18 protein-coding genes are annotated in these 16241 nt (G+C 63.6%); 11 read left to right on the top strand and 7 right to left on the bottom strand.

Translation table 11 applies throughout. From position 1 onward, the window contains the following. Nucleotides 1-7 precede the first annotated feature (7 nt). Nucleotides 8-712 carry a DNA polymerase III subunit epsilon gene (dnaQ, locus tag QA643_RS01010; protein ID WP_283031359.1) on the top strand — a complete coding sequence of 235 codons (705 nt, stop codon included), beginning with the start codon at nt 8-10 and terminating at the stop codon, nt 710-712. 80 nt (nt 713-792) lie between these two features. On the opposite strand, the gene secB is transcribed toward dnaQ, so the two are convergent. Continuing rightward, entirely contained in the window at nt 793-1281 is a 489-nt protein-coding gene (secB, locus tag QA643_RS01005) for a protein-export chaperone SecB (protein WP_283031358.1), read from the bottom strand. 446 nt (nt 1282-1727) lie between these two features. Between secB and QA643_RS01000 the strand changes: the two genes are divergently transcribed. The 3 genes from QA643_RS01000 to QA643_RS00990 all read left to right on the top strand — a co-directional run bounded on the left by QA643_RS01000 (nt 1728) and on the right by QA643_RS00990 (nt 4577). Further along, nucleotides 1728-2429 (top strand): Tim44/TimA family putative adaptor protein, encoded by a 702-nt coding sequence (locus QA643_RS01000; protein ID WP_283031357.1) that lies wholly within the window; start codon nt 1728-1730, stop codon nt 2427-2429. Between the two features lie 61 nt (nt 2430-2490). Continuing rightward, complete coding sequence (locus tag QA643_RS00995) at nt 2491-3990, top strand: MltA domain-containing protein (protein ID WP_349253306.1); 1500 nt, start codon at nt 2491-2493, stop codon at nt 3988-3990. Beyond that, nucleotides 3987-4577 carry a Smr/MutS family protein gene (locus QA643_RS00990; RefSeq protein ID WP_283031355.1) on the top strand — a complete coding sequence of 197 codons (591 nt, stop codon included), beginning with the start codon at nt 3987-3989 and terminating at the stop codon, nt 4575-4577. Before QA643_RS00995 ends, QA643_RS00990 begins: the two co-directional genes overlap by 4 nt. Here QA643_RS00990 and QA643_RS00985 read toward each other — a convergent pair. The 5 genes from QA643_RS00985 to hslV form a co-directional block, all read right to left on the bottom strand. Then, on the bottom strand, nt 4574-5698 hold the full coding sequence (locus tag QA643_RS00985) for a hypothetical protein (protein ID WP_283031354.1): 1125 nt from the start codon (nt 5696-5698) through the stop codon (nt 4574-4576). The genes QA643_RS00990 and QA643_RS00985 overlap by 4 nt on opposite strands. A 153-nt stretch (nt 5699-5851) precedes the next feature. Continuing rightward, complete coding sequence (hslU, locus tag QA643_RS00980; protein ID WP_283031353.1) at nt 5852-7153, bottom strand: ATP-dependent protease ATPase subunit HslU; 1302 nt, start codon at nt 7151-7153, stop codon at nt 5852-5854. A 52-nt stretch (nt 7154-7205) separates the two neighbouring features. Beyond that, a complete protein-coding gene (locus QA643_RS00975) occupies nt 7206-7817 on the bottom strand; it encodes a DUF2585 domain-containing protein (RefSeq protein WP_283031352.1) in 612 nt (203 codons plus the stop codon). After that, entirely contained in the window at nt 7814-8299 is a 486-nt protein-coding gene (locus tag QA643_RS00970) for a GNAT family N-acetyltransferase (RefSeq protein ID WP_283031351.1), read from the bottom strand. The genes QA643_RS00975 and QA643_RS00970 overlap by 4 nt, the downstream gene beginning before the upstream one ends. A 15-nt stretch (nt 8300-8314) precedes the next feature. Beyond that, nucleotides 8315-8866 (bottom strand): ATP-dependent protease subunit HslV, encoded by a 552-nt coding sequence (gene hslV / locus QA643_RS00965; RefSeq protein ID WP_283031350.1) that lies wholly within the window; start codon nt 8864-8866, stop codon nt 8315-8317. Nucleotides 8867-9056: 190 nt separating this feature from the next. On the opposite strand from hslV, the gene hisB reads away from it, so the two are divergent. The 7 genes from hisB to coaA all read left to right on the top strand — a co-directional run bounded on the left by hisB (nt 9057) and on the right by coaA (nt 13860). Further along, entirely contained in the window at nt 9057-9650 is a 594-nt protein-coding gene (gene hisB / locus QA643_RS00960; RefSeq protein ID WP_283031349.1) for an imidazoleglycerol-phosphate dehydratase HisB, read from the top strand. A gap of 39 nt (nt 9651-9689) precedes the next feature. Further along, nucleotides 9690-10220: a DUF2628 domain-containing protein gene (locus QA643_RS00955; RefSeq protein WP_283031348.1), complete on the top strand. Its 531-nt coding sequence runs from the start codon at nt 9690-9692 to the stop codon at nt 10218-10220. After that, complete coding sequence (gene hisH, locus QA643_RS00950) at nt 10217-10867, top strand: imidazole glycerol phosphate synthase subunit HisH (protein WP_283031347.1); 651 nt, start codon at nt 10217-10219, stop codon at nt 10865-10867. Before QA643_RS00955 ends, hisH begins: the two co-directional genes overlap by 4 nt. After that, a complete protein-coding gene (gene hisA, locus QA643_RS00945; RefSeq protein ID WP_283031346.1) occupies nt 10864-11604 on the top strand; it encodes a 1-(5-phosphoribosyl)-5-[(5-phosphoribosylamino)methylideneamino]imidazole-4-carboxamide isomerase in 741 nt (246 codons plus the stop codon). The genes hisH and hisA overlap by 4 nt, the downstream gene beginning before the upstream one ends. A 99-nt stretch (nt 11605-11703) precedes the next feature. Further along, complete coding sequence (gene hisF / locus QA643_RS00940; protein WP_283031345.1) at nt 11704-12480, top strand: imidazole glycerol phosphate synthase subunit HisF; 777 nt, start codon at nt 11704-11706, stop codon at nt 12478-12480. An 83-nt stretch (nt 12481-12563) separates the two neighbouring features. Beyond that, nucleotides 12564-12887: a phosphoribosyl-ATP diphosphatase gene (locus QA643_RS00935; RefSeq protein WP_283031344.1), complete on the top strand. Its 324-nt coding sequence runs from the start codon at nt 12564-12566 to the stop codon at nt 12885-12887. Between the two features lie 16 nt (nt 12888-12903). Further along, on the top strand, nt 12904-13860 hold the full coding sequence (gene coaA, locus QA643_RS00930) for a type I pantothenate kinase (protein WP_283031343.1): 957 nt from the start codon (nt 12904-12906) through the stop codon (nt 13858-13860). 144 nt (nt 13861-14004) lie between these two features. Here coaA and QA643_RS00925 read toward each other — a convergent pair whose 3' ends face one another. Beyond that, the gene (locus tag QA643_RS00925; RefSeq protein WP_283031342.1) at nt 14005-16239 is read right to left on the bottom strand and encodes an ATP-binding protein; all 2235 of its coding nucleotides are present in this window, start codon (nt 16237-16239) and stop codon (nt 14005-14007) included. Nucleotides 16240-16241 lie beyond the last annotated feature (2 nt).

Genomic DNA, 16241 nt, shown 5'->3' with positions numbered 1-16241 from the left:
GGAATCCATGCGCGAAATCGTTCTCGACACCGAAACCACCGGCCTCGACCCACTGCGCGGCGACCGCCTGGTCGAGATCGGCTGCATCGAGATCTTCAACCGCATGCCGACAGGGCAGACGTTCCACCGCTACATCAATCCCGAGCGCGACATGCCGATGGAAGCGTTCAACGTGCACGGCCTGTCGACCGAATTCCTTGCCTCTAAGCCGCCGTTCACCGAAGTGGTCGAGGAGTTCCTGGAGTTCATCGGCGACGCGCCGCTCGTCATCCACAACGCTTCGTTCGACATCAGCTTCATCAATGCCGAGCTGGACCGCATCAAGCGGCAGCCGATTTCGCGCGAGCGGCTGGTCGACACGCTGCTGCTCGCGCGGCGCAAGCATCCCGGCGTATCCAATCGGCTGGACGATCTCTGCTCGCGCTATGCGATCGACAATTCCCGCCGCACCAAGCACGGCGCGCTGCTCGACGCCGAACTGCTGGCCGAAGTCTATATCGACCTGATCGGAGCACGGCAGTCGCAGCTGATTCTGGCGTCGGAAACCCGTGTTACGGTCACCAGCGGGATCGGCGACACGCCGCGCCGGCAGCGCGAGGTGCCGCTGGCGCCGCGCGTCACCGATGCGGACCGCGAGGCCCATCGCGCCTTCGTCGCCACGTTGGGCGACAAGCCGATCTGGAACGATTTTCTGCCGGTGGCAGCAGCCTAGCGGCCGTTAGAGCATGATCCGGAAAAGTGTGAAGCGGTTTTCCGAAAAGATCATGCTCAAACAAATAAGACCCGCCCGCGTCAGCTCGGCTTGGCGCCGGAAGCGGCCTGGGCTGCGGCCTGCCGTTCCATGTTCTGGCGGTACAGGCCGACGAAATCGACCGGATCCAGCATAAGCGGAGGGAAGCCGCCATCGCGCACGGCGGTCGCAATGATTTCGCGCGCGAACGGGAACAGCAGCCGCGGGCACTCGATCATGACCAGCGGATGCAAATTTTCCTTCGGCACGTTGACGATGCGGAACACACCGGCATAGGCCAACTCGAAGCTGAACATCACCTTGCCGGCGCCTTCAGCCTTGCCCTCGATCGAGAGCGTTACCTCGAACTCATTTTCCGAGAGATTATTCGCGCCAACATTGATCTGAATGTTGATCGCCGGTTGCTGCTGTTGCGGCGCCAGGGAGGAGGGGGCGTTCGGATTCTCGAACGACAAATCCTTGGTGTACTGGGCCAAGACGTTGAGCTGGGGAGGGGCCTGTTCGGCAGGCGCGCCGTTGCCGTTGGTCATGAAACTCTCTCCTGAAGCGCTTGCGAGCGCAGGCCTTGTTCGTCCAAGTTCGCTTTGGTGCGAAAATGTATTTTCCGGGCGAGTGGCTATCATAGGCCCGGCTCATTCCACAAGGACGACAGGTGGGTGACCGGACAAGCCGGGGTCCTCAATTGTGGCGGATATGCCTAATACCGCCTGACTGAGCCCCTAATTGTACTCTAAATGATTGAATGTGCGTGATTTCCAGCCACGATCGGGTTTCCCCTCGCACCGAAAACGCGCTACAATCACCCGCGCCAAAACGCGCCATTGGCCGGGCGTAGTTTCATGCCTACATGCTGCAGTCTCAATCGATGATGTAATCTCTGCCGTTCTCGGGGAAACTCGCCAGAGAGCCTCATACCAAGGGAACGCTCGACCGCCGGGCCCGTTGCCGGCGTTAGAACCCAGAAAGCGAATACGACGTGGATATCTACACCATCATCTTCCTGGCGCTGGCGGTCTTTATCTTCCTGCGCCTGCGCAGCGTCCTCGGGCAGCGCACCGGGAGTGAGCGGCCCTATGACCGGGCTGCGCCGAACGTCGCGCAGCGGACGCAGGACAATAATAACGTCGTTCCGATGCCGGGCACCGTGATCGATCAGTCGCCGCTGGCGCCGAATGCCGAGACGTCGCCGTCCGATCGCTGGAAGGATGTTGCCGAGCCGGGCACGCCGCTGGCCGCCGGCCTTGATGCCATCGCCACCCAGGACAATTCGTTCGATCCCAGGCACTTCCTCTCCGGCGCCCGCAGTGCCTACGAGATGATCGTGCTGGCGTTTGCCAATGGCGATCGCCGCGCGCTGAAGGACCTGTTGTCCACCGAGGTCTATGACAGCTTCGAAGCCGTGATCAAGGATCGCGAAAAGCACGAGCAGAAGACCGAAACGCGGTTCGTGTCGATCGACAAGGCCGAGCTGGTGGGTGCGGAGGCCCGTGACCGCGCGGCGCAGCTCACCGTTCGCTTCGTGTCGCAGATGATCTCGGTGACGCGCGACAGGACCGGCGCCATTGTCGACGGCAATCCCGACAAGGTTGCCGATATCACCGATGTCTGGACCTTCGCCCGCGACACAAGCTCTCGCGATCCGAACTGGAAGCTGGTTGGCACTGGAAGCGCGGCCTGAGACGCAGAACCTTGTGAGGCTCGCGTTCGGCGCGATCGCTTTGACGCTGTCGCTCGCGCCGGTGGATGCCTTTGCGCGCCACGCGCGGTCGCAAAAGCAGCTGCCTTCGCCGGCCGTCCGGCATCTGCCATATCCCGAGCTCGAACTGCCGTTTCAGATCAATGGCGGGCAATATACGCCGGTCGCCTGGTCCGAGATCGCGGGTTGGAGCAATGACGATCATCTCGCCGCCTACAGGGCATTTCGCATCAGCTGCAGGCCGATAGCGGCGCAGCAGAAGCCGCCCGCCGATCCGAAGGCGCTCGGCACCTCGCTGCGCGATCCCTGCCTTGTGGCCAGGAGCCTCGAACTATCCGACGGCGGTCGGGCGAAAACATTCTTCGAGGAGCATTTCCTGCCGCTGCGCATTTCGAAGCTCGGCGAAGGCGAGGGCTTTGTCACCGGCTATTACGAACCCATCGTCGAGGGCTCGCGGACCGAGAACGAGGTCTACAAGGTGCCGGTCTATCGGCGGCCGTCGAACCTGTTCGTTCGCGGCACCACGCAGGCGTCGACCGGATTGCCCAACAAGGGACAGGTGTTTCGCAAGATCGGCCGCCGCAAGCTGGTGCCATACTACGACCGCGCTGAGATCGAGGATGGCGCCATCGCCGGCCGCGGCCTTGAAATCTGCTACCTGACCAACCAGACCGACCTGTTGTTCACGCAGATCCAGGGCTCGGCACGGGTTAGCCTCGACGACGGCACGACGCTGCGCATCAATTACGATGCGCATAATGGCTTTCCCTACACGGCGGTCGGTCGCATCCTGATCGAGCGTAACATCATCCCGAAGGATCAGATGTCGATGCAGAAGATCCGGGAATGGATGGAGCAGAATCCGAACGAGGCCGACGAGCTGCGGCGGCAGAACAAATCCTACGTGTTCTTCCGCGAGGTGCAGCTCTCCGACAAGGACGAAGCCGTCGGCGCTCAGGGTGTGCCCCTGACGCCGGGCCGCTCGATCGCCGTCGACAAATCGCTGCATGTCTATGGCACGCCATTCTTCATCGAGGGCGAGCTGCCGATCGAATCGGAGCTATCGAAGACGCCGTTTCGCCGGCTGATGATCGCGCAGGATACTGGCTCGGCCATCGTCGGTCCCGCGCGCGCCGACCTGTACTTCGGCGCAGGCAGCGACGCCGGCAAGGTGTCGGGCCGGCTCCGTCACAATGCCCGCTTTGTGATTCTCGTACCGAAGAGCCTCGATCCGGTGGCGCGGGGCCGCAAGCTGCCGCTGCCCGACGATCGGCCGTCGGAGAAGATCGCCAAGCTGTTTCCGCCAACCGCGCCTTCCGCCGAGCAGAAGAACGTGGCGAAGCCGCCGGAGGTGACGGCGGCGACAACCGGCAGGTCTGCGGCGCAGACGGCAACGCCACCCACATCGGCGCCTTCGCAAGCTCCGGCCGTTCAGGCCGCCATAGCCAGGCCAGTCCCGCTTCCCGAGCCGCGGCCGAAGGTCGAGGCAGTTTCGGTAAAGCCGCATCAACGTCACCTGCGCCGGTATCGCTATCGTCGATGAAACGAAGGTCGTCGATTCCCGAATTGCCGGAGCCGCCGCGGCGTAAGCGCGGCCTGAGCGAGGAGGAGCGCGCGCTGTGGGAAAGCGTCGTCAAGCAGGTCAAGCCACTCCGCAAGCGACATCGCGTCGTCAAGCCGTCGATGGCCGCGCCGGAAGCCACGGGTCAGGCCACGCCGAAACCGGCCGCATCGCCGAAGCATGTCGCGCCGGCGCGGCCAGTCGTTCCTTCAAAACCAGCGCCGCCGCCGCTGGCACCGATCGGCCGCCGCGAGCGCTCGCATCTGTCGCGCGGCCGCAAGGAGATCGATGCCAGACTCGATCTGCACGGCATGACGCAGATGCGCGCGCACCGCGCCCTGTTCGGTTTCCTGCAGCGCGCCCATCATGACGGACTGACCTTCGTTCTCGTCATCACCGGCAAGGGCAAGATGGGTACCGAGTCCGAACGTGGCGTGCTGCGGCGTCAGGTGCCGCAATGGCTTGGCCTGCCGGAATTCCGCGCGCTGGTGGTCGGCTTCGAGGAAGCCCATATCGGCCATGGCGGCGAGGGCGCCCTCTATGTCCGCGTCAGGCGCTCGCGCTTTTAGAACGGGCGCACGATGCCGACGCGCGGGATCAATGTCACGATCCAGCCGAACACGAGCGTCTTCCGATTATCGGCCTTTATCGGTGCCGCTTCCTTTGCGGCCGGCAGCGCCTTGACCGCATGCAGGATCAGCATCAGGCATACCGCCCAGTTGGAAACCCAGCGGGAATAATCGAACACGATCGCAAACATCACGAGATAGCCGAGGCTGACGATGATGATCGCCGCAGTGACGATACGGCGGTGGGCGTCAACTGAAAGCGCGGCAATCAGATTGCGAAGATATCGCCACAGCGGCGTGTGCAGCCAGATCAGCAGCGCGAACACCGGCACGCCGAGCAGGTTGTGCGGCAGGCGCTGCCAGGTATCCGAGATTTCCTTGGCGAGCGGCTGATACCAGATGTATCCGAAGCTCAAGAGATTGGTCCGCGAAGGATCGGCCATCCGGCTTCCCAGATGGGCGACGAACTCCGCTTCCGATACCGGAACGGTGCCGTAGAACTGTGCGGCGATGAAAAGCGCGCCCAGACCGATCAGCGATGCAAAGCCGACGGCGAGGTTCTGTCGGTTCATCCCAGAAGCGAGATAATGACGCAGCACCACGATGACGGCGATGGTCGGCACATACATCAGGAGATGAATGTGGTGGATCAGAACGAGGATCGCGGAGAACAAGGCGGCGAGCAGCACATACGCCACCGAGCGCGCCGGGATCAGCAACAGGCCAATCGCAAGCAGGCATCCGTAAATGTCGAAATGCCCAAGCGTGTGCATAAAATTCTTCAGGAAGAACGGCGAGCCTGCCATGAACACGAACAGCGGCAGGTGTTTTTGCTCGAACCCGAAGGTTCGCCGGAATAGCTGGACGAACAGCCCTGCCGTGATCAGCCACGCCGCGCCCCCCAGCACAAAAACCAGCCACACCGGCACCTTGGCCGTAAACAACGAGACGATCGCACCGATCAAGGCGCGCTTGGTAAAGCCGAAATGATAATCGACGAGCAGATGGATGTAGGGGACGTAAGGCTGCAGCGTGATCTTGTGCAGGAAGACCCCGGCCAGCACGGCAGCGTTGACGGCCAGCGTCAAGCGCCAGGGGTTTTCCCATAGCCGCAAATTCATTGGTACCATCCGCCGTCGTCCCTGCGAAAGCAGGGACCCATAATCACCGACCTCGATCGCAAACGGGATAGCGGCCCCAATCGAAGCGCACAACGGAGTTTTGTGGCTATGGGTCCCGGCTCAAGGCCGGGACGACGGTGATTGCGCCTCGGCCTACAGAATAAACCGGCTCAAATCCGAATTCTTGGCGAGGTCGCCGATGTGCTTCTGCACGTAGTCGGCGTCGACCCTGAAGGTTTCGCCATGGCGGTCCGGCGCCGAGAATGAAATCTCGTCGAGCACGCGCTCCATCACCGTCTGCAGCCGCCGCGCGCCGATGTTCTCGACCGTCGAATTGACCGCGACGGCGACATCCGCCAGCGCATCGATCGCATCGTCCGTGATGTCGAGCGTCACGCCTTCGGTCAGCATCAGCGCGACATATTGCTTGATCAGCGAGGCCTCCGGCTCGGTCAGGATGCGACGCATGTCATCGCGGCTCAGCGCTTCCAGCTCGACGCGGATCGGCAGGCGGCCCTGCAATTCCGGCAGCAGGTCCGAGGGCTTTGCGATGTGGAAGGCGCCGGAGGCGATGAACAGGATATGGTCGGTCTTGACCGCGCCGTGCTTGGTCGTGACGGTGGTGCCTTCGATCAGCGGCAGCAGATCACGCTGCACGCCCTCGCGCGAGACGTCGCCGCCGACGCGGCTCTCGCGCACGCAGATCTTGTCGATCTCGTCCAGGAACACGATCCCGTTGTTCTCGACCGCGGCGATCGCCTCCAGCACGAGCTGGTCGTTGTCCAGCAGCTTGTCGGATTCCTCGTTGACGAGGATTTCGTGCGAGCCCTCCACCGTCAAGCGGCGGGTCTTGGTCCGCCCGCCAAGCTTGCCGAAGATATCGCCGATCGAAATCGCGCCCATCTGCGCGCCCGGCATGCCCGGGATCTCGAACATCGGCATGCCGCCGGAGGACTGCGTCTCGATCTCGATTTCCTTGTCGTTCAATTCGCCGGCGCGCAGCTTCTTGCGGAAGGAATCGCGGGTCGCCGGGCTCGACGCCGGTCCGACCAGTGCATCGAGCACGCGCTCCTCGGCGGCGAGCTGCGCGCGGGCCTGCACGTCCTTGCGCTTGCGCTCGCGCACCTGGATGATCGCGACCTCGACGAGATCGCGGATGATCTGCTCGACGTCGCGGCCGACATAACCGACCTCGGTGAATTTCGTCGCCTCGACCTTAAGGAAGGGCGCGCCGGCGAGCTTTGCCAGCCGCCGCGCGATCTCGGTCTTGCCGACGCCGGTCGGCCCGATCATCAGGATGTTTTTCGGCAGCACCTCTTCGCGCAGGCTGCCGGTGAGCTGCAGCCGCCGCCAGCGGTTGCGCAGTGCGATCGATACCGCGCGCTTGGCGTCGGCCTGGCCGACGATGAAGCGGTCGAGTTCGGAGACGATTTCACGGGGAGAGAAGTCGGTCATAGGTCCTAGGTAGGCGTCCAGTGTTGCGAGAGCAAGGCGTTGCTAAGGCATCTCAGATGTAAGGCGGGCCGCCCTGCCATAGCTTGATCGCCTCGAACGGGTGAATCAGCATGATGATGTTGAGTGTCAGATTGTCGCGAATGTGGAGCGCCAACACGAGTTCGAACAGGATCGCGACCGCTACGGTGATGGCCACCGGCAGCTTTTTCGCCAGCAGGAAACCGCCGACCATCGCCAGCGAATCCGAGATCGAGTTGACGATGGTGTCGCCGAAATAATCCAGCGAGATTGTGCCGGCACGATAGCGGTTGATGATCCAGTCCGAATTCTCGACCAGTTCCCAGCCGCCCTCCACCAGCATGGCGAGGATCAGGCGGCCCTGCCAGGCGAGGCGGGGGAACGCGAGGACGGCCGCGCCATAGAACAGGATGCCGTGCAGTATATGCGAGAACGTGTACCAGTCGGCGATGTGCTGCGAGTTCTCCGAACTCTGCACCACGCCGTGCCAGAGTTTGACGTAGCCGCAGGCGCAGATCGGCAGGCGGCCCATCCCGTAGAGGATCGCGGCCTGGGCTGCGAGGATGCCGGCGGCGATCAAAAGCCAATGCCAGCCTGAAAGCGTTCGGACCATCGGCGCCTTGTCGATGCTGCTGGTCGAGGTCATGCGTTGCGGACCATCAAGAGGGCGGGGCCATCAGGTGTATCGACCATACCCGATTTTTCAAAGCCCGCGTTCTCATAGGCGCGAATGGCCCTTGCATTGGCCGGGTCGGGATCGGTGACGATGCGCGGCGCACCGCTGCGCAGGCGCTCGCTGGCGAAGGCGCGGATGAGCGCCGAGCCATGGCCGCGTTCGATCAGGCCGGGCTCGCCGATGAAGAGGTCGATGCCGCGGGTGCCCTGCGGATGCTCGCCGAAACCCGTATTCCATGCCGTCAGTGCGTAGCACTGCAGGTAGGCGAAATCGCTGCCGCCGGCCGCGACGATGAACTGGTCCATCGCGGGTTCGTCGAGGTCGCCGCTGACCAGATCGAACTGCTCGTTCGGATCGCCCCACCACTCCACGACATGCGGCTCCGCCAGCCAGCGGCGAACCAGCGGCAGATCGGCAGAGGTCATCGGGCGGAAGAGATAGTCCGGCACCATCCCCGGCGGCTCCTCCTAGAGCGTCTCGATCGTCACGTTCCGGTTGGTGTAGACGCAGATGTCGGCGGCAATATCCAGCGCCCGGCGCACGATGGTCTCGGCGTCCTTGTCGGTGTCGACCAGGGCGCGGGCGGCGGCAAGGGCGTAGTTGCCGCCGGAGCCGATCGCCATCACGCCAGCTTCCGGCTCCAGCACGTCGCCGGTGCCGGTCAGGACCAGCGAGACGTCCCTGTCGGCGACGATCATCATCGCCTCGAGGCGGCGCAGATAGCGGTCGGTCCGCCAGTCCTTGGCGAGCTCGACGGCCGCCCGGGTCAGTTGCCCCGGATACTGTTCCAGCTTGTTTTCCAGCCGCTCGAACAGGGTGAAGGCGTCGGCGGTGGCCCCGGCAAAACCGCCGATCACGTCGCCCTTGCCGATTTTGCGGACCTTTCTGGCGTTGGCCTTGATGACGGTCTGGCCGATTGAGACCTGGCCGTCGCCGCCGATGACCACCTTGCCGCCCTTGCGGACCGTCAAAATCGTGGTGCCGTGCCAGATCGGCAGGTTGCTTTCAGATGCTTGCATGGATTGTCCTCGTTCCCGTCAGATTTAGGGGCTGGCGGGGAGGGTTACAATCGCGGCCTCTTGGCCCAGATTTCGGTCACCATGCGCTCAAGTTCGGCCTTTTGGCCCTATCCCGCAGTAGCGAAGGGGGCATCGGCCTGTTAAAAGGGCCGCGTTTTCGGCCCCGAGCGGCCAGAGGGAAGCAGTTTTCATGCGCACAGCGTCTATCAAGCGCAAGACCAAGGAAACCGACATCGAGGTGGCGGTAAACCTTGACGGTACCGGCGTATCCAAGGTGTCGACCGGCATCGGCTTTTTCGACCATATGCTCGATCTGCTCGCCCGGCATTCCCGCATCGACATCACGGTGAAGGCGGACGGCGATCTTCATGTCGATCATCACCACACCACCGAGGACGTCGGCATCGCGCTCGGCCAGGCCGTGAAGCAGGCGCTCGGCACCATGGCCGGTATCACCCGCTACGCCTCGATCCACATGCCGATGGACGAGACATTGTCGCGCGTCGTGATCGACATTTCGGGCCGGCCGGTGCTGGTGTTCAAGGTCGATTTTCCACGCGACAAGGTAGGTACATTCGACACCGAGTTGGTGCGCGAATGGTTCAACGCCTTCACCATCAACGCCGGCGTGACTTTGCACGTCGAGACCCTATATGGCGAGAACAGCCATCATATCGCCGAATCCTGTTTCAAGGGTCTGGCGAGGGCGCTTCGTGCCGCGGTTGCGATCGATCCGCGCGCGGCGGGTGAGGTGCCTTCCACCAAGGGTCAGCTCGGCGGCTGATTTCTTGTTCGCGTTTTTGGTTCGCGGCGGAGAGGTTCGATGCCGGTCTACACAGTGCATGCTCCTGTAGCCAATGGCGTCAGTCTTTCGGCGACCGACAGGTTTGTCTTCGTTCGTGACGGCTTCCATTTCTGGGCGATGGTCGCGAGCGTGATCTGGCTGTTGTGGTATCGGCTGTGGCTGGTGCTGATCGGCTATATCGTTCTGATGATCGCCATCCATTTCGGGATGTCCGCGATCGGCGCCAGCCGCGACACGGTCTTCGCTGTCGATCTTCTGATCGCCATCCTGATGGGCCTGGAAGCTGCCAGCCTGCGGCGCTGGACGCTGTCGCGAGGCAAATGGCGCCAGCTCGACATCGTGGTGGCCGACGACGAGGAAGCCGCCGAGCACCGCTTCTTTGAACGCTGGGCCGGCGGGCGCGGCCCGGTCAACGATCAATGGTCGGTTGATCGCGGCGCGCCGCCGCCGACCCGCAACATTCCGGGTCAACCATTCTCCAAGCCGCCACCGCCATTGCCGCAAGGCGGGATCATCGGCCTGTTTCCGGAGCCGGGGGGACCGCGATGACCGTTGCGATCGTCGATTATGGCTCCGGCAATCTTCATTCGGCGGCGAAAGCCTTCGAGCGGGCGTCGCGCAGCATGGAAGACCCGCAAAAGGTCGTGGTGACGCGCGATCCTGACGCGGTGTACCGCGCCGACCGCATCGTGCTGCCGGGCGTTGGCGCCTTCGCCGATTGCCGCCGCGGCCTCGACGCCGTGAACGGCATGCTGGAGGCGATGACCGAAGCGGTGCGCGTCAAGGCGCGGCCGTTCTTCGGCATCTGCGTCGGGATGCAGCTAATGGCGACGCGCGGCAAGGAGCACGTCGTCACCGAAGGCTTCAACTGGATCGAAGGCGACGTCGAGAAGATCTCGCCGCGCGAGGAAAACCTGAAGATCCCGCACATGGGCTGGAATACGCTCGATCTACTCGCTGAGCACCCGGTGCTGGAGCGACTACCGCTCGGACCGAAAGGATTGCACGCCTATTTCGTGCACTCCTATCATCTCAACGCCGCCAACGAGGCGGATGTGCTGGCGCGCGCCGACTATGGCGGGCCGGTGACGGCGATCGTCAGCAAGGACACCGCGATCGGCACCCAGTTTCACCCCGAGAAGAGCCAGCGTTTTGGCCTCGCTTTGATTTCCAACTTTTTGAAGTGGAAGCCGTGATTCTCTTTCCTGCGGTCGACCTGAAGAATGGCCAGTGCGTGCGCCTTGAACAGGGCGACATGGCGCGCGCGACCGTGTTCAACCTCGACCCCGCCGCGCAGGCGCGCTCCTTCGCCGAACAGGGGTTCGAATATCTCCATGTCGTCGATCTCGACGGCGCCTTTGCCGGCAAGCCGATGAACGCGCACGCGGTCGAGGCGATGCTCAAGGCCGTCACCATGCCGGTGCAGCTCGGCGGCGGTATCCGCGATCTCAAGACTGTGGAAGCCTGGCTCGACAAGGGGATTACCCGCGTCATCATCGGCACCGCCGCGGTGCGCGATCCTGAATTGGTGAAAGGCGCCGCCAGGAAATTCCCTGGCCGCGTCGCCGTCGGGCTCGACGCGCGCGACGGCAAGGTCGCCGTCGAAGGCTGGGCCGAGACCTCGCAAGTGACCGCGCTCGAAATCGCGCAACGTTTCGAGGATGCCGGCGTTGCCGCGATCATCTTCACCGATATCGCGCGCGACGGCCTGCTGAAAGGTCTCAACCTCGATGCGACCATTGCCTTGGCCGAAAGCATTTCGATCCCGGTGATCGCCTCCGGCGGCCTTGCCTCGATTGAGGACATCAAGGCGATGCTGGAGCCGCGCGCCAAAAAGCTCGCCGGCGCGATAGCCGGCCGCGCGCTCTATGACGGCCGGCTCGATCCTGCTGCGGCGCTCGCGCTGATCCGCAACGCGCGAACTGCAGCGTAGAGCCATGGTCGGGACCATGGCTCTAGTTCTTTATATTGACGCGTTTTCTTCACGCGAGCCGGTACCCACCTCGCTTGAAAACGCTTTGGGAGATTTGCGATGTTCAAAGTTCGCGTGATCCCCTGTCTCGATGTGAAAGACGGAAGGGTGGTCAAGGGCGTCAACTTCGTCGATCTGCGCGACGCCGGCGATCCCGTCGAGGCGGCGATCGCCTATGATGCAGCCGGTGCCGACGAATTGTGCTTCCTCGACATCACCGCCACCCACGAAAACCGCGGCATCATGCTGGATGTCGTGCGGCGTACCGCGGAGGCCTGCTTCATGCCGCTGACCGTCGGCGGCGGGGTCCGCACCATCGAGGACATCAAGACGCTGCTGCGTTCCGGCGCCGACAAGGTCTCGATCAATTCGGCGGCGGTCAGTAACCGCGAATTCGTCAAGCAGGCGGCCGAAAAATTCGGCGAGCAATGCATCGTCGTCGCGATCGACGCCAAGCGGGTCAAGCGCGCCGGCGGCTCGGACCGCTGGGAGATTTTTACCCACGGCGGCCGCAACTCCACCGGGATCGATGCCATCGAATACGCGCAGGAAGTGGTGTCGCTGGGCGCCGGCGAGATCCTGCTGACCTCGATGGACCGCGACGGCACGCGGCAGGGGTTCGACCTGCCGCTGACCCAAGCCATCGCAGACAGTGTCCCCGTACCGGTCATCGCCTCCGGCGGGGTCGGCAATCTCGACCACCTCGTCGACGGCATCCGCCAGGGCCATGCCACCGCGGTGTTGGCCGCCTCGATATTCCACTTCGGCGAATTTACCATACGCCAAGCCAAGGAGCACATGGTGCGCGCCGGCTTGCCGATGCGGCTCGATCCCTGACGACTCGCCGTCACAAAAGTGCTAAGTCCCTTCCTGGGACGGCGCCGCGGCTTCTCACCCGGCGCGAGTGTTGAGTTTGGTTGATGTCGCGTTTCACGATCCATGATCTGGCCGCCACCATCGATGCACGGGCCGCATCGGGCGGAGAGGCGTCCTACACCCGCAGGCTGCTCGACAAGGGCGCGGAGCACTGCGCCAAGAAGCTGGGCGAGGAGGCGGTCGAGACCGTGATCGCGGCGGTCGAGGACGATCGCGACCACCTGATCGCCGAAAGCGCCGACCTGCTGTTTCATTTGCTGGTGCTTCTGAAATCGCGCGGCGTGACACTGGAAGAGGTCGAGGCAGCGCTGGCGCAGCGGACCTCGATGTCCGGGCTCGAGGAGAAGGCATCGCGCAAGCGCGACTGACCGAGAGGACAGGCTGATGGATATCCGGGCTCCCGAGCAGCAATATAATCCCTACCGCATCTTCACCCGGGAGCAGTGGGCGCGGCTGCGCGACGACACGCCGATGACGCTGGAGCCGGGCGAGTTCGAGCGGCTGCGTTCGCTCCATGATCGTCTCGACCTCAATGAGGTCGAGGACATTTACCTGCCACTGTCCCGTCTGTTGTCGATCTATGTCGATGCCACGAGCCGGCTGTTTCAGGCGCAGCGCCAGTTCCTCGGCATCAGGGATCGCAAGGTGCCCTACATCATCGGTATCGCAGGTTCAGTTGCGGGCGGCAAGTCGACCACCGCGCGCGTGCTTCAGGCGCTGCTGGCACGGTGGTCGCCACGACCCAAGGTCGACCTGGTGACAACCGACGGCTTCCTTTATCCGAACGCGGTGCTCGAACGGTTGGGATTGATACAGAAAAAAGGTTTTCCGGCGAGCTACGATCTGCCGTTGTTGCTGTCGTTCCTGAGCGACATCAAGGCCGGGCGGAGGGGAGTTCGCGCGCCCGTCTATTCGCACCTGAGTTGGGACATTGTCCCGAACCAATGGCAGGAGGTCGACCAGCCCGACATCCTGATCGTCGAGGGCGTCAATGTGCTGCAAACCGGACGGCTGCCGCGCGACGGCAAGGCGGTGCCGGTTGTGTCAGACTTCTTCGACTTCTCCGTCTATATCGACGCCGAAGAGCCGGTGCTGCGCGAATGGTATGTGAAGCGCTGGCTGACGCTGCGCGACACCGCCTTCCACGATCCGAGGTCCTACTTCCATCGTTATGCGCCGCTGTCCGACGAAGAGGCGATCGCCACCGCAACCGCGATCTGGGAGCGCACCAACCTCGCCAATCTCGAGGAAAACATCCTGCCGACGCGGCCGCGCGCGACCTTGATCCTCAAGAAGGGCGCCGATCACGTCATCGAGTCGGTGGCGCTGCGGCGGTTGTAATTAATTACTGTCGCCCCTGCGAACGCAGGGGCCCATACGCCGCGGCCCCTCTTTGGGCAGGCAGACAGATGCCTTTGCTTGTCACGAGATCCTGTGGTTATGGGTCCCTGCGTTCGCAGGGACGACGTCTAGTTTGTTTTTACTTCACGCCGCAATATGCCGTGACGCGATCAACCCCATCAGCGCCTCAGCGAGCTTCTCGCGGTCGAGCGGCTTGATCAGGAATCCGTCCATGCCGGCTTCGAAGCAGGCGTAGCGGTCTTCGACCAGCGTGTTGGCGGTGAGGGCGAGGATCGGCGTGCGGTGGCCCGGCTCGCCTGCCTCGAGGGCGCGGATCCGCTTGGTGGTCTCGATGCCGTTGAGCTGCGGCATCTGGATGTCCATCAGGACGAGGTCATAGGGCGTGCCGGCGGACTTCGCCGACAGCCAGGACTCCAGCGCCTCGGCGCCGTTGGTGGTAATGACGGCGTGATGACCGAGCCGGCCGAGCAGCGATCGGATCAACAGCGCATTGATCTGGTTGTCCTCGGCAACGAGGATCGACAGGCCCTTGGCGGCCGGCGTATCAGACGTTTCGCCCGCGTCGAGCGTGGGCTCCAGGCTCGGCGCGGCGACTTCCGGCGCCGCCATCAGGCGGGCGGCAAGCGAGGCGGCGCGCAGCGGCTTGACCAGATAGCCGGTGAGGGCGGAGCTCGCGGACGGCTGCATTTCCTGCCGCGTTGCCGGCGTGAACATGACGATGCGCTGCGCGGCATGAAGGCGCGCGGCCTCGCCGAGCCGTTCGACGTCGACGAGGCCCAGCGCGTGATCAATCAGCAGGGTATGCCAGGAACGTTCGGGCAGGAGCGCCTCAGCGACGTCGGCATCGGATACCATGCAGGTCTGCCCGCCCCAGCGCTGCAGCCGCCGTGCGGTCAGCGACGCCTCGATGCTCTGCGGCGAGACCAGCATGATCGAGTGTCCGGCGAGATCCGGCGCTGCGAAGGAGGCCTGCTCGCCATCGGCGGCAACGAGCGGGATCGATACTTCGAAGGTCGAGCCGACGCCCTCCTGGCTCTCCAGCGTGATGCGGCCGCCCATGCGCTTGACGATGCGGTCGGAGATGCTCAGCCCGAGCCCGGTACCGCCATAGCTGCGGGCGATCTTGTCGTCGGCCTGCTCGAATTCGCGGAAGATGCGCTCGCGGGCCTCGGGCGCGATACCGATACCGGTGTCGCGCACCAGGAAACTGATTTCATTGGGCCAGATGCCGGGCTCGACGATCAGCGCAACGCCGCCGGTCGAGGTGAACTTGATCGCATTGCCGGCGAGATTGAGCAGTACCTGCCGCAGCCGCGCCGCATCGCCGATCACCTCGCGCGGCAGCCGCTCGTCGACATAGGCGGCGATCTCGATTCTTTTGGCCTCCGCGCGCGGCGCCAACAGCTCGGTGATGTCCTCGATCATGCCTGATAGCGCGAACGGTCGGTGTTCGAGGTCGATCTTGCCGGCCTCGATCTTGGAATAGTCGAGCAGCTCCTCGATCAGCGCGAGCAGCGCGTCGCCGGAAGTCTTCACCGCCTTGACATAGGTGGTCTGTTCCGGCGTCAGCGGCGTATCCATCAGCAGGCTGCTCATGCCGATGATGCCGTTCAGCGGGGTGCGGATCTCGTGGCTCGCCATGGCGAGGAAGCGCGACTTGGCGCGGCTTGCCGCATCGGCCTGGTCGCGGGCTTCGGTCAGCGCGCGTTCGCTTTCGGTGCGATCGGTGACGTCGCGGCCGACGCTCTGCATTTCGGCCGGTCCGCCGGCATCGTTGCGGATGAGCCCCTCGCGCCAGGCGATCCAGCGTGGGCCGAGCGGGCCTTCAATCCGCTGGTCGTGAACGCGAGTGCCGTTCGGCTCCAGCGCGGTGTCGCCCTGTTCGAGTACGGAAAGCGCAAAGCGGCTGCCGATCAGCTGATCGCGCGGCATCTGCGCCAGCTCGCAATAGGCGTCGTTGACAAAGGTGATGCGGCTCTCGGCGTCGCGCAGCACGATCAGGTCGCCCTGTGATTCGAATAGGCGGCGGCTGCGCTGCTCGGCTTCCTGCATTTCCCAGTTCCGGTCGGCCAGCGCCTCGTTATGCAGCGCGAGTTTGCGCATCTTCTTGCGCAACAGGCGGAAGCGAACGCTGAACGTGGCGAGCGCGACGCAGGCGATCGCAAACAGGAAGGCAACGCCGATCGCAAAGGTGTGCGGGTCGTAACCGGAATTTTCGCTTCGGCTTCCGGCGATGAATCCGTAGGCCGCGCCGAACACGACCGAGAAGATCATGAAGGAGCGGACCGTGAAGGTCAGCCAAGGATGGCGGCGGCCGAAACGGCGAAAGGCAAGTTTGATCCGGAAAGTTCGCCCCATCG

The sequence above is a fragment of the Bradyrhizobium sp. CB3481 genome, from assembly GCF_029714305.1.
In the GTDB taxonomy this organism is placed as follows: domain Bacteria; phylum Pseudomonadota; class Alphaproteobacteria; order Rhizobiales; family Xanthobacteraceae; genus Bradyrhizobium.
This window is presented reverse-complemented; position numbering and strand designations above follow the sequence as displayed.